Source organism: Clostridium formicaceticum, from assembly GCF_001854185.1.
In the GTDB taxonomy this organism is placed as follows: domain Bacteria; phylum Bacillota; class Clostridia; order Peptostreptococcales; family Natronincolaceae; genus Andreesenella; species Andreesenella formicacetica.
This window is the reverse complement of record NZ_CP017603.1, coordinates 122,756-135,865: the sequence shown is the minus strand read 5'-3', so window position 1 is coordinate 135,865 and position 13,110 is coordinate 122,756. Positions and strand designations below refer to the sequence as shown.

Here is a 13,110-nt window from a genome sequence, read left to right as displayed (position 1 = left end):
AAAGCCTTATAGAAGAACTGACAAACAGACACCACCTTTCTTTATTTTTAAATATACAATAGCATTTTATTGTATATTTGTCAATACAAGGAAAAGTTCTTCTGCAGAATTTCATTTCAGCCTTATATTATTTTTGCTTGATACTTTTTTTAGACACATATAAGTTTTGAGGTGAATCTATTCCAGTATAAAATACACCCTCTATGCCATATACTTTCAACATCTATTAAATATGCTAACTGTTATTGTTGAACCTCCAAAAAGGAAGGATTATGAAATCATGCGTAGATTCTCCTTAGCATATCTAGTGGATTTGTTAAAAACTTTTAAACAATATTGGGAACAAAAATTAATTTCATTCGTCTAACATAATGAACAGCAAAAAAAGAGATAAGATAATAAGGAGGAATAGTATATGATAAAATCAAAACTTATAAAGACGCTTACTTTAGGTATATGTTTTACGGCATTGTCATCTAACATGGTTTTAGCCAATGGAGGAGTACAGCCGTCAATATTGCCATCTGATATGATTGAAATTGATTTAAATCAGGTAATAGATATGAAGAGATTGCCGGTAGATTTACTAGATACTTCAGTATCAGATTTAAGGCAGGAACCAAGGGAAATCAGTGGAGAAATGATCCAAAAGCAAAAAGAGATAGATAGATATCTTTTTAAAGATCATGTTAAAGAAATCGAAAAGAAGGGTTTTGCCGTTACATATACAGGAGCATTTGATGATTATGTTGAAATAGGCATAACGCCTTATAATGAAGAAAGTGCCCAATATTTATATGGCATATTTGGCAAAGATCAGGTTAAGATTGTTGAAGGCCAGCAAGCGTCTATATTGCCAATAGAGATAGATGCTATAGACATAGGTGTTATTCATGTTAGTGAATCAACCCTTGAACTTAAAAGTCAAAGGATAAAAGAAGATAGTGGCGTAAAAATTCAAGTAAATGGTGAATTTTTACAATTAGATGTAGAGCCATTTATTGAAAATGATCGTACATTAATACCTCTACGGGGGGTTATGGAAAAATTAGGTGCTAAAGTTGAATGGTATCCAGAAGAAAGTACTGTGAAAATTTATGCGGAAGATATAAGAATTGAATTAGTAATTGGTGAGGATACTGCAAAAATAACCAAAAATATTGATGGAGAATTAAAAGAGGAAAGGATAAAACTAGGAGTTAAAGCAAAAATTGTGGGGGGACGCACTTTTATTCCAGGTCGTTTTGTTACTGAAACATTAGGAGCTAAAGTGGATTGGGATAATTCTTCAAGGGTGATGATGATCGAAAGTAGTAATATAAGCGATATTGATTCAGAAGGTCTACCTATTGCAGAAGGAAAGTTTGAGACGAAAGGAAGCTATGTAATCAAAGATGACAAGGTAGTGTTTGATTTCGAATTAATGAGCCACTATACTGAACCAAAGGAGCTTCAATTTGGTTCTGGACAACAGTTCGAAATAGTGATTGTTAATGAGGAAGATGAAGAAGTATACAGATACTCAGATGACAAATTCTTTACACTAGCACTTATATTTAAAAACATTAACCCAGGTGAAGCTATAAAATGGCAAGATGAATGGGATATGACCAATAAAGAAGGAGAAAAATTAACATCAGGAAAATATCAGGCTAAAATTAATGTACTTGTTATAGAAGAAGAAAAGAAGGAAAAAATTGAAAAGAGTCAATTAACAACGATAATAGATTTTAGTCTATAATAGAAAATTTAGGCAGGATGCGCCCACTGAAAAATATACACTTTTTTCAGTGGGCGATTTACTGCTTATTTGCAGTCCTTGATTAGATTTTTTAGGTAAGGTGAAACTGTAGACCGTGTATATTAAAATTTAACTTTAGAAGCGCGCATCTATAGTATCTATATATTGTACAATAATTTAGCTTTAGTAAAAAATAATTTATATAGTAGATTAAGGCGTTAGATGATATACTATAAGGTAAAAATAATATCAATAAAAAATATGGGGTGAGAAACAAATGACAATTAAGTATAAAAGTACGAGAGGAAATGCTGAAAGTATAGGATCGGCACAAGCTATTTTACAAGGGTTGGCTGGAGATAAAGGTCTATATGTACCGGTGGATTTTCCTACGCTTGACGTCAAATTAAGTGAAATTGCAGAAATGGACTACAAAGAAGTTGCTTTTTACATTCTAAAAAAATATTTAGAAGACTATACAGAGCAAGAGTTAAAAGATGCTATTGAAAAAGCTTATGATGAAAAGTTTGAGACATCGGAAATAGCCCCTTTAGCAAAAGAAAAGGATGTATATTTCTTAGAATTATATCATGGGAAGACTCTAGCTTTTAAAGATATGGCCCTGTCCATACTTCCCCATCTATTAACCACCGCTGCAAAAAAAATGGGAGAAAATAAAAAAATTGTAATTCTTGCGGCAACCTCCGGAGATACAGGAAAAGCTGCACTAGAAGGATTTGCAGATGTAGAGAATACAGAAGTCATTATATTTTATCCTGAAAAAGGAGTTAGTGAGATTCAAAAAAGGCAGATGACCACCCAAGAAGGGAAAAATACCCACACGATAGCCATAAAAGGAAACTTTGATGACGCTCAAAGAGGGGTAAAGGAAATATTCAATGATGGTGCCTTCAATAGGGAAATGAATGAAAGTAATCATATTTTTTCCTCGGCTAATTCTATTAATATAGGAAGACTGGTTCCTCAAGTGGTTTATTATGTTTATACCTATGGCCAATTACTCAAAAGAGGGGAAATAAAGGAAGGGGAAACAATCAACTTTGTAGTGCCTACTGGCAATTTTGGAAATATATTGGCGGGATATTATGCAAAAAAAATGGGCTTGCCCATCAACAAACTAATATGCGCTTCTAATGAAAACAATGTCTTGTATGACTTTATTAACAGTGGGATATATGATATTAATAGGAAGTTTATTATTACGAATTCCCCATCCATGGATATCTTGATTTCAAGTAATCTAGAAAGATTATTATATGAACTGAGTGAGGGAGACGAAGGCTTGATCAATAGAATCATGGGACAGTTAGAGACAGAAAATAAATATGAGATAACCCCTAAAATGAAGGAAAACTTGAAGGGTTTTTATGGTGGCTATACAACAGATGAGCAAACCCTAGAAACCATTAAGAGGGTATACAATGAATCAAAATATGTAATGGATACCCATACGGCGGTTGCCTATAAGGTGTATGAACAATACAAGGAAGAGACCAAGGATACAAGCAAAACAGTGATTGTATCTACCGCAAGCCCCTATAAATTCACAAAAAGTGTGATTGGTGCTTTATCAGAAACAAATGAGGGAAAAGATGAATTTGAGTTGATTAAAGTTTTATCGGAGCATACAGGACTACAAATTCCAACACCAATAAAGGATCTGGATAAAAAAGAGATTTTACATAGAACTGTATGTGAAAAACAGGATATGAAAGCCACCATAAAAGAAATGCTTCATATCTAAGAATGTAAAAAGATAACTCCAATGATAAGTTGGAGTTATCTTTTTAGAAATAGCAGAAAGAATAGAAACCTATAAGTGGAGTAATTATAATGCATATATCAATAAATGATGGAGGACGTCCGTCTAAATTTCTATATGATCAATGAATTTATATTTGATTTATCCTTTGGTTCAAGCAAGATATTTTTTAATATGTCTAATCCCTTTTCTAATTCATTAGAATCAGCCATAGAGGAAAGAGATACACGTAAAAATTGTTTTTCCTCATAATTTCCAACTAAAAAGCGATTTGAATGATAAATCTTAATGCCCTGTGCTAAAGCGTTTTTTTCAAATTGATTTGCATTAAATTTTTGACGCAACGGAAGCCAGCGAAAAAAACTGATGGGATTTTCATTTGGGTTTTCAATTTGAAAATATTTTTTATAAATTTCGTTTCTTTCTTTTGCAATGGATATCTTCTCTTCAACTATTTTGTCCGCCATTCCAGTATTAATTATTTCTGCAATAATCTCTATATTTAGTGCAGAGGTTTTTACATTTATATTATAAATTCCACGGATGATGTTTGACGAATATTTTTTAGGGTAGAACATAAAGGCTACTCGCATTCCTGAACACAAAGACTTTGAGACACTGCTGATATAAATAGATTGTTCAGGTGCAAAACAAGTGATAGGAAGATAATTTTGTGGAGCAAGAAAAGCATAAATGTCGTCCTCTATTAAGATAAGGTTATTCTTTTTTATAACGCTTGCAATTTCCTGTCTACGTTCCATATTCATTAAAATTGCCGTTGGATTATTGCAAGAAGGTGTCAGGTAGATACCTTGTATGTTATTTAATTTACACTGTGCATCTAGCTCCTCAGGTTTCATTCCAAGGGGGTCTCCCTTTATAGGAATCAATTGAATATTTAGCATATTGGCTAATGCGATAAAATTGGGATAGGTATACATGTCAACCGCAATCTTATCTCCGGAGTGAAAAAGAGAAATTAAGGTCAGAGTGACGGAGTTCTGAGCACCAGAGGTGATGGCGATGTTTTCAATATCTGCATCCATATTGTATTTTTTCAACCATTTTCCAGCAGACATTTTATGGTAGGGGGTGCCTAAAGGGTGGCTATAGTCTAACAACTTTTCCAAATATCCTTTAGCCAAAATGCTTTTTGCTGTTTCTACGACAAGAAGGTTAAACTGATCAAAAGGTTTAATAAGTCCCATTTCTATGTAGTTTTTTTCTACTTCACTATCAACGATTGTAATTGTTGTACCTGCATTTGGTGCAACAAAAGTTCCTTTCCCAGTTTTAGCATAAATTAATCCCTTTAATTCGCAAATTTTAAATGCCCTTGTTATAGTGCTAAGGTTGATGTCCAGATAATCTGCCAGCTCTCGCTGAGGTGGTAGTTTTGTGTTGGGGGCAAGATAACCATTGATAATATCGTATTCTAATAAATTTGCAATAGAAAGGTATAGTGGCGTTGTAAGCTGGTCTTTATTAGGCTTCCAGGTCATTGGGTAATTTTCAAAAGAATTTACTGGCATCACAAAACCTCCTAAAATTGTATTGCATACAATTTTACCATTGAAAGCATACAAAGACAATGATAAAATTTGCTTTAAACATAGATTGTATGTAAATAAAGGAGAGATTAATAATGAAACGGTAGCAAGACAGCTCTCAAAACGAGGAGGAACATTATACTGTAAATATTGTGGAGATAGCGTAAAAATCAGTGGATCAGCAACGCTATATGCTGTTGCTGATATTCAGATAAAATAAAGGATGTGATAACAATGAAAACGGAACAAAAAATTAAAGAATTGATGAAAGGTTTTATGGATACGATTCCTCTAGGGATAAGTACTTCTATTTATGGAGTCGTTTATGGGGTGATGGCATCTAAAGCTGGACTTTCAATATTTGAGACGATAGCCATGTCTGCATTTGTTTTTGCAGGAGCTGCCCAGATGACTGCTGTACAGATGGTGGCAATTGGGAGTAACCCGTTGTCGGTAATAATAACTGTCCTTATCATTAACCTGAGACATTTTTTGCTGGCAGCCTCCATATCACCCTATCTAAAACATGAATCCAACAAGATGAAAATGATCAATTCTTTTTTTATGACAGATGAAAGCTATGCTGTAACATACAGCCATTTCCAGACCGGCAGAGCTAGTGGTCATTATTTCCTTGGAAGCGGTTTGAACATTTATGTATTCTGGGGATCGGCGGGGATTACCGGCTACTTTTTTGGTAACATCATTTCAAGTCAGCTGAATTATATTTTTGATTTCGCTTTTGTGGCTGCATTTATAGGTATGATTGTACCTATGATAAAAGATTTTCCAACTGTTGTTACAGTAGTAGCTTCAGCCGTTGTTTCCATCACCGGAAGCCAATTGCTCCCCGGTAAGTGGTATATAATCATCGCGGGAATATTAGCAAGCTTGACAGGATATCTAGCATCTGAGTTACCGATGAAAGATGTAAAAGAGGATTTGATGAAGGGAGGTGCTGATTGTGAGCATTAAAATGATATTAATCATACTGGGTGCCGGGCTTGCCACATATTGCACACGTTTCCCCTTAATGATTATTTCCGGCAAAGGAGAAATCTCTCCGAAATTGACGAAATTCATGAGCTTTATTGCCCCTGCAGTATTGACCTCTTTAATTGTTCCAGCTATTTTTATCAAAGAAGGCAATATTGATATTTCCTTTAATAATAAGTATATCATCGCTTCAGTGATTACAATTTTATCAGCACATATTTCAAAAAACATGCTGGTGACGGTTATAACCGGTATCTGTACTGTTGGAATACTTATGTATATTTTATAAAAAAGGTCGTTAGGATTGGAAAATATATATGTGGGATTGGATTTATAGTATTTTAGACAGCATCAAAAAAGGTTATGGCCAGTAGCCTTAATAAGACATCACTTTTGGGGACACAATATTGAAAGAACCTTAAATAAAAGGTTCTTTTTTTAGTGTCAAATCTAATTAAGAATGGATACAATGATTCTATCCTTCTAAGGGATGGAATGATGTCTTACGGTCTTTGATAAAATTCGTATAGCAAATCTGGAGGGAGCAAACATGACAACAAGACAAAAAGCACTCTTTGATTACAATAAAAAAGAAGAATTTTCAATAAAATTAACGGAATGGATTGGCGAAGTTTTTTATGATATCCTGCCAAAACACGGATATGAGGTTCGGGAGGAACAAATATTTACTGCATTTCAACTGGCAGATGCAGTCTGCAATAAAAAAGTTCATTTAGCTGAAGCTGGACTTGGCACAGGCAAGACATTCGCTTACTTATTGACAGCAATTGCCTATGCTCGCTTCAGTGGGAAACCTGTGGTGATTGCATGTGCCTCGGCAGCACTTCAAGAACAGCTTGCAGGGCCTAAAGGAGATATTCAGATGCTTTCTCAAATACTTGGACTAGAGATAGACGCACGGATGGCAAAGGACCCACGCCAGTATATCTGTGATGTACGGGTGAATGAATCTAGAGGCATTTTTGCAGATCAATCAAATACAATGTCTGATGAGATTCATCAATGGTTAAAGGAAACGAATCGGGGGGAACGTTCAGAAATGCCGCTGATACCGGATCCTGTATGGAAGCAGATTGGATGGAATGAATCTATGTCCTGTGATATATGTTCTAGTCGTGGGTTTTGTAAACTAGTTAAAGCAAGGGAACATTATCGGCCTGCCAAGGACTTAATTATTGCTGATCATGAAATCTTTTTTCATGATCTATGGACACGGGATGAACGCATTGATGATGGTAAGTTACCTATTCTTCCTAGTTATTCGGCAGTCATTTTCGATGAGGGACACAAGGTGATACTTCCAGCAGCCATGCAGGCAGGACAACAAGTTGTTAAAGAAAGTATAGACAACATGATCCTCACCCTAGAGCAAATCCAAGGAGCTAGAGAATCTCTCATTTCAATTGTGGTTGCCTTGGAACAAGCTTCTTCTGACTTCTTTATAAGGCTTAATCGTTGTGTGATTACAGATGAATATTCCAACCGCTTAGCACTTCAAGTAGATAATGTTCTATTTGAATTAGCGGATGTCCTCCATAAGGCTTTAGATCGGCTGCTTCTTGAGATACAGATAGAACAAGAGCTATACCTAGAATCTCTACCCGGAAGTTTGTTACAGACATTTGAAATTCAAATAGAAAAGGCAATAATGGCATTGGGGAAATTTTGTAGGAATAAAAGTAGGGATGTCATCAGTTGGATAGACCGACTGGATGGCAGCTTTTGGGTGGTTCCAAGAAACTTAAGTAAAATGCTAGATATACATTTGTTTCAAAAGGGACTACCTGTGGTGTTTACCTCTGCAACGCTAAGTAATGAAGGTGATTTTAGTTATTTTACTAGAATGCTTGGATTAAAGAAACCATCCAGTTCTACTGTTGGAAGTTCCTTTGATATTGAAAAACAAGTTGTTGTCTATTTGCCTCAGTGCTTGTCAGGTGGTTGTGAAGATGTTAGGTTTTCCCTTGGCATTAAACAATTAGTATCTTTACTGAAATTAAATGGCGGAAGCGCTCTAGTTCTTACTAATTCCTTAGATGAAGTTGGAAAAATTAGAGAAGGATTTGAGGACTATCAGCTACCCTTTGAAATTTTATGGGAAGATAAAGGAGAGCGAGGATACCTTGTCCGAAAATTTCGGGAGGAAGTGTCATCTGTATTGATTGGTGCTAGTTTTTGGGAGGGAATTGATGTACCAGGAGAAGCATTATCCCTTCTTATTGTTTGGCAGCTCCCTTTTCCTTCTTTAGACCCTTTAATTGAAGTGCAACGTAAAGAGGCAAGTAAAGAAGGACTAGATCCAATGACGACAGTAGATTACCCTGAAATGGGTCTTAAACTAAAACAAGGATGTGGTAGATTAATTAGGACAAAGGATGATCAGGGGGCAGTAGCTATCATGGAGCCTGTAATAGGGGCTCCTTGGGAAAAAGTTGTTATGGGTGCGCTCCCTCCCGGAGCCAAGATTAGAACAATAGAAGATCTACTAGGCAATATAAAAGAATAGAACCTACGTTAAAAACAGCACGTAGGATTTGATAAGGGGTCTTGACAAATTACCTAAATCGATCTATGATATACATAGATAATATATGCATAGATAAAGGAGGTATAATTGTGAAAATTGATAAAGATCTTATGAAGGGCAGTACTACAATGTTAATACTTAATTTGCTAAGTGGCGAGGATATGTATGGATATCAGATGGTGAAGGAAATTGAAAAGCGTTCGAATAAAACCTTTACCTTAAAAGAAGGTACCATGTACCCAATCCTACATTCCTTAGAAAGTGAAGGGATGGTTGAAGCCTATTGGGAAGAAAGCACTTCATCCCGCAAAAGGAAATATTATCATATTACAGGCAAGGGTAGAAAACTATTAGAGGAAAAGAAGAAAGAATGGGAAATCTATAGCAACACTGTAAACAAGGTAATAGGAGGTGTTTGCTTTGAATAAATATATCTCTGACTTTTTAGCTGGGGTATGTGAACAGATAAAATATAAAAAGATATGTGGAGATATTGTTGAAGAATTACAAGGACATATCTATGAGTTAATGGATAGATATATTGAAGATGGAATGAAGGAGGATGAAGCAGCACAAAAATCGATAGAGCAAATGGGAGATCCTATTCTCATAGGAAAAGCGCTTAACAAAACCCATAGACCTAAAACTGAATGGTCCATCTTATTCTTGTTAGGTGCCATGGTCTTAATTGGAGGAGTTACCTTGTTTTTTCTTGCCAATGATCAGGCTTCATTATTAAACTTTAATCGAATTTTCAAATCCTATTTGGTTTACATAACAATTGGTATCGTGGCATGCACAGTTTTCTATTTCTTTGATTATACTAAGCTTGAGAAATATTCGTTGTTTATCTTTATAACCACCATTATTTTTTTACTTATCAGCGGAAAACTGGGTCGTCACATGAATGGAGTACCCTATATAAGCATTGGAGTGCTCAGTTTTAATCCTGTATCTTTAGCATTTCCACTTTTTCTTATATCTTTTTCAGGACTTGTAAACAGATGGGCTACCGGAAAGATAAAAAATATGTTAAAACTATTAGGATGTGCATTTTCAGCTGTATTTATAGTATTGGTTCAACCTTCTTTTTCAAGTACTATGCTGCTTAGCGGCGGATTTATCATTATCATTACAATAGCAATTATGAGCAAAGAATTTGTTGGAAATAGAAAGCGCGTCTTAATCTCCATCTATGGAGGTGCAACTTCTGGAATACTACTACTACTGATTCGCATATTAAGACAGGGTGGTTATAAGGCAGCCAGGTTACGTGTATTCTTGAATCCCAGCTTAGATCCCTATGGATACGGGTATATTAATTTCCTTTTAAATGAGATGCTATCCAGTGCCAAACTGTTTGGAAAAAGTGATAGTCTCTATTCAACGATTGAAGGGGTTCATAGAATAGCATTACCAGAAGCAAATACAGATTATATTTTTGCTTATATTGTGGCTGCCTTTGGATGGATCATGGGAGCACTAACGATTATAGTTATTGCATTAGCCATAGTCCGCATGTTTTTGGCAACAAGGAGAATTCACCATTCCTATGGTAGATATTTAGCCTGTTCAATAGTAGCTGTATTTGCATTGCAAGCATTAGGAAATATTTTAATGAATATTGGAATGGCGCCTATATTAGGCTTTTCTTTACCTTTTATCTCCTATGGAGGTACCAATTTTGTTGTAAATATGGCTTTAATAGGACTGCTTCTAGGTGTATATCGCAGGAAGGATTTAATTATAATACATAGTTGACGAGAACAGTTTCTTTTTGTCAGCTAAGCATAAAATAGCAATAGGGAAAAGCTTATATAAATAGATAAAACTTGGTTGTAAATATGACATCTTTTGAGGATGTGGTTATTACAAAAGGTGGTGGTTATGTGTTGACTGGTACCATGACCAATGGACAAGTCAGCGTTGAAGTGAATGAATCTGGCGTTACAGCTGGTGGCGGCATGGGTGGTATGGGAGGTCGAAGAGGACAGTGGCCAGAAGGGGAGATGCCTAATGAAGGTATGAGAAGATCTCCAGAGAATATGGAACGGCCAGAGGGTATGGAAATGCCAGCTGAAGGAATGAAAGAGCCAAGAATATAGAAACAGCGGTTTAAAGGTAACTCTATTAGAAATTGCATATTAAATCAAGTGACAAAATCTATATACTATTAAATCCCAGCCTATAGGTAGATAAAAAGCCTACGGACTGGGATTTCTGTTAGCATTCATTCTTGAGAGTTACTAGGAACTGCCCATTTTTCTGCGTTGATTACTTGTCTTTTTTGATAGCTGACTTTGTTTACTTGTGTTGGCATTGAAGGAATTAGATTGAAACTTACTCTTTGACTTTTCTTGGTTTTTGGATGCTAGCATCTGCCGCATAGCTTCCTGTAGACTCATCTTTTTTTTCTCAGTAGTTTTTGTGTTCTGCTCTTTTTCTACATTAGACATAGTTGTAATTCTCCTTCTTACTTAAAATAATGATGTACATTCGATAGTCAATCAATATTATAATATACAAGAAGCAATTAAACAATGGGATAATTCAATCTACTAGCGTATGAAAATTTACAAAAAAGAAATAAAAACTCCCCTGTGTTAAGTCCCATTTTATAGAGACAAGCCTGATATTTATAAAAAGAATATTGTCTTTGTGTGAAAAGAGTATAATAAGCCAGCAGAAGTAGACACTAAAAGGGGTTGTATTGATATAGAAAATAGATAGCTAAAAATTTCATAGAATGCTTATAGGCTTTATCCTTCGTGTATTGCTAAGACCCCCGCTTCTAGGTGAACAAACTAAGTGACTAACACCAAATCAAAGATTTGGGTTATCTACTTATGCAAGTGGGAGATTAAGTACTACATCCTCGAAATAAATTCGGCTATAAATTCAGTGGGAGTAAAAACTTCCCTGAATGAAGTCTCATTTTATTTTGTGTAAAAGGAAAAACTCAGATATAGAAAGACAAAAGAAGGAAAGGAGAAAAGGAGATACGATGACAAAGGAAAAAACAACAATAGGAACAGGATGGAACTTAGATAACAGTTATGCTGGACTGCCGAAGATATTTTTTAGCAGCTTCAATCCAACGCCTGTATCCTCACCAAAGTTGGTGATTTTTAATCATTCGTTAGCAACATCTTTAGGATTAAATATTCAGGCGATGCAAAGCGATGATGGGGTGGCTGTGTTTGCGGGGAATCAGATTCCTGAAGGTGCTTCGCCGCTTGCCCAAGCTTATGCGGGGCATCAATTCGGACATTTTACGATGTTAGGAGATGGTCGAGCGCTGCTGATTGGTGAACAAATCACGCCTTCAGGTGAACGATTGGATATTCAGCTCAAGGGTTCAGGTAGAACACCATATTCCCGTCGGGGTGATGGTCGAGCGACATTGGGACCGATGCTTCGAGAATATATCATTAGTGAAGCAATGCAAGCCCTTGGTATTGCTACTACTCGTAGTTTAGCAGTGGTAACAACCGGTGAGTCAGTCATCCGCGAAACAGAACTGCCCGGTGCAATTCTGACCCGTGTGGCTGCCAGTCATCTGCGCATCGGTACCTTTCAATACGCTGCAGAATGGGGTACAGTTGAAGAACTTCGGATGCTAGCTGATTATACAATAAAACGTCATTTTTCGGATATTACAACTGATGAGCGTCGATACCTTTTATTACTGCAGGAAGTAATTAAGCGTCAAGCCGCATTGATTGCTAAATGGCAGTTAGTTGGTTTTATCCACGGAGTCATGAATACCGATAACATGACCATTAGTGGAGAAACTATTGATTATGGCCCTTGTGCTTTTATGGATACCTATGATCCAGAAACGGTATTTAGTTCCATTGATGTTCAAGGTCGATATGCCTATGGCAATCAGTCGAATATTGCCGCATGGAATCTCGCACGATTTGCTGAAACCCTACTGCCGCTGCTGGATGCTAATCAAGAGAAGGCTGTCAAGTTGGCTCAGGATGCGATTTCAGATTTTCCTGAGTTGTATCATAGTAATTGGTTGGCGGGAATGAGGGCAAAACTGGGAATATTTAATGAAGAGCCACAGGATGAAGCACTTATTGAAGATCTCCTAAGTATGATGGAAAAACATGGTGTGGATTATACTAATACCTTCCGTGCATTAACTTTTGATAAGAAGGAGGATATAGCCTTGTTTGGTACCACAGAATTTGCTCAGTGGCATGAACTATGGCAGGCGAGACTAGGCAGACAACGGGAATCTAAAGACGCCTGCCAGATGTTGATGCGGAATAGTAATCCTGCCATCATTCCTCGCAATCACCGGGTAGAAGAGGCATTAGAAGCCGCGGTGAAACAAGGAGATTACAGCGTGATGCATCGGCTTCTTGATGTTCTTTCAAGACCCTACGACCACGCCCCTGAGCAGGATGAATACGCCGTATTGCCTGCGCCATCAAGTTGTCCTTATCGAACCTTTTGCGGTACTTGATATAGAAGTGTT

General features: G+C 36.4%; 12 protein-coding genes. 10 read left to right on the top strand and 2 right to left on the bottom strand.

What is annotated here, in order from left to right:
• Positions 1-415 precede the first annotated feature (415 nt).
• Together BJL90_RS22265 and thrC are read left to right on the top strand one after the other, a co-directional pair.
• On the top strand, positions 416-1,741 hold the full coding sequence (locus BJL90_RS22265) for a stalk domain-containing protein (RefSeq protein WP_070963376.1): 1,326 nt from the start codon (positions 416-418) through the stop codon (positions 1,739-1,741).
• Between the two features lie 277 nt (positions 1,742-2,018).
• Positions 2,019-3,506: a threonine synthase gene (gene thrC / locus BJL90_RS00575; RefSeq protein ID WP_156778676.1), complete on the top strand. Its 1,488-nt coding sequence runs from the start codon at positions 2,019-2,021 to the stop codon at positions 3,504-3,506.
• Positions 3,507-3,637: 131 nt separating this feature from the next.
• On the opposite strand, the gene BJL90_RS00570 is transcribed toward thrC, so the two are convergent.
• Positions 3,638-5,056 (bottom strand): aminotransferase-like domain-containing protein, encoded by a 1,419-nt coding sequence (locus tag BJL90_RS00570; RefSeq protein ID WP_070963374.1) that lies wholly within the window; start codon positions 5,054-5,056, stop codon positions 3,638-3,640.
• An 85-nt stretch (positions 5,057-5,141) separates the two neighbouring features.
• Between BJL90_RS00570 and BJL90_RS21730 the strand changes: the two genes are divergently transcribed.
• The 7 genes from BJL90_RS21730 to BJL90_RS00540 all read left to right on the top strand — a co-directional run bounded on the left by BJL90_RS21730 (position 5,142) and on the right by BJL90_RS00540 (position 10,723).
• Positions 5,142-5,294: a hypothetical protein gene (locus BJL90_RS21730; RefSeq protein WP_236904996.1), complete on the top strand. Its 153-nt coding sequence runs from the start codon at positions 5,142-5,144 to the stop codon at positions 5,292-5,294.
• 14 nt (positions 5,295-5,308) lie between these two features.
• Positions 5,309-6,049 (top strand): AzlC family ABC transporter permease, encoded by a 741-nt coding sequence (locus BJL90_RS00565; protein ID WP_070963373.1) that lies wholly within the window; start codon positions 5,309-5,311, stop codon positions 6,047-6,049.
• Positions 6,039-6,359, top strand: a complete 321-nt coding sequence (locus tag BJL90_RS00560; RefSeq protein WP_081562154.1) for an AzlD domain-containing protein — start codon at positions 6,039-6,041, stop codon at positions 6,357-6,359. Before BJL90_RS00565 ends, BJL90_RS00560 begins: the two co-directional genes overlap by 11 nt.
• Before the next feature lie 261 nt (positions 6,360-6,620).
• Positions 6,621-8,597, top strand: coding sequence for an ATP-dependent DNA helicase (locus BJL90_RS00555; protein ID WP_070963371.1), 1,977 nt, complete (start codon positions 6,621-6,623; stop codon positions 8,595-8,597).
• A gap of 110 nt (positions 8,598-8,707) precedes the next feature.
• Entirely contained in the window at positions 8,708-9,046 is a 339-nt protein-coding gene (locus BJL90_RS00550) for a PadR family transcriptional regulator (protein WP_070963369.1), read from the top strand.
• On the top strand, positions 9,030-10,379 hold the full coding sequence (locus tag BJL90_RS00545) for an FtsW/RodA/SpoVE family cell cycle protein (RefSeq protein ID WP_081562153.1): 1,350 nt from the start codon (positions 9,030-9,032) through the stop codon (positions 10,377-10,379). The genes BJL90_RS00550 and BJL90_RS00545 overlap by 17 nt, the downstream gene beginning before the upstream one ends.
• Positions 10,380-10,462: 83 nt before the next feature.
• Positions 10,463-10,723 carry a hypothetical protein gene (locus tag BJL90_RS00540; protein ID WP_070963365.1) on the top strand — a complete coding sequence of 87 codons (261 nt, stop codon included), beginning with the start codon at positions 10,463-10,465 and terminating at the stop codon, positions 10,721-10,723.
• Positions 10,724-10,864: 141 nt separating this feature from the next.
• On the opposite strand, the gene BJL90_RS00535 is transcribed toward BJL90_RS00540, so the two are convergent.
• Positions 10,865-11,074 (bottom strand): hypothetical protein, encoded by a 210-nt coding sequence (locus BJL90_RS00535; RefSeq protein WP_070963363.1) that lies wholly within the window; start codon positions 11,072-11,074, stop codon positions 10,865-10,867.
• Between the two features lie 548 nt (positions 11,075-11,622).
• Between BJL90_RS00535 and BJL90_RS00530 the strand changes: the two genes are divergently transcribed.
• Entirely contained in the window at positions 11,623-13,098 is a 1,476-nt protein-coding gene (locus tag BJL90_RS00530) for a protein adenylyltransferase SelO (RefSeq protein WP_070972858.1), read from the top strand.
• The last annotated feature ends 12 nt before the right edge of the window (positions 13,099-13,110 follow it).

Excerpts from the sequence above, each read along its gene's own strand:
- BJL90_RS22265 (WP_070963376.1), top strand. The coding sequence starts at position 416 with ATGATAAAATCAAAACTTATAAAGACGCTTACTTTAGGTATATGTTTT.
- thrC (WP_156778676.1), top strand. The coding sequence starts at position 2,019 with ATGACAATTAAGTATAAAAGTACGAGAGGAAATGCTGAAAGTATAGGA.
- BJL90_RS00570 (WP_070963374.1), bottom strand. The coding sequence starts at position 5,056 with ATGCCAGTAAATTCTTTTGAAAATTACCCAATGACCTGGAAGCCTAAT.
- BJL90_RS00565 (WP_070963373.1), top strand. The coding sequence starts at position 5,309 with ATGAAAACGGAACAAAAAATTAAAGAATTGATGAAAGGTTTTATGGAT.
- BJL90_RS00555 (WP_070963371.1), top strand. The coding sequence starts at position 6,621 with ATGACAACAAGACAAAAAGCACTCTTTGATTACAATAAAAAAGAAGAA.
- BJL90_RS00540 (WP_070963365.1), top strand. The coding sequence starts at position 10,463 with ATGACATCTTTTGAGGATGTGGTTATTACAAAAGGTGGTGGTTATGTG.
- BJL90_RS00535 (WP_070963363.1), bottom strand. The coding sequence starts at position 11,074 with ATGTCTAATGTAGAAAAAGAGCAGAACACAAAAACTACTGAGAAAAAA.
- BJL90_RS00530 (WP_070972858.1), top strand. The coding sequence starts at position 11,623 with ATGACAAAGGAAAAAACAACAATAGGAACAGGATGGAACTTAGATAAC.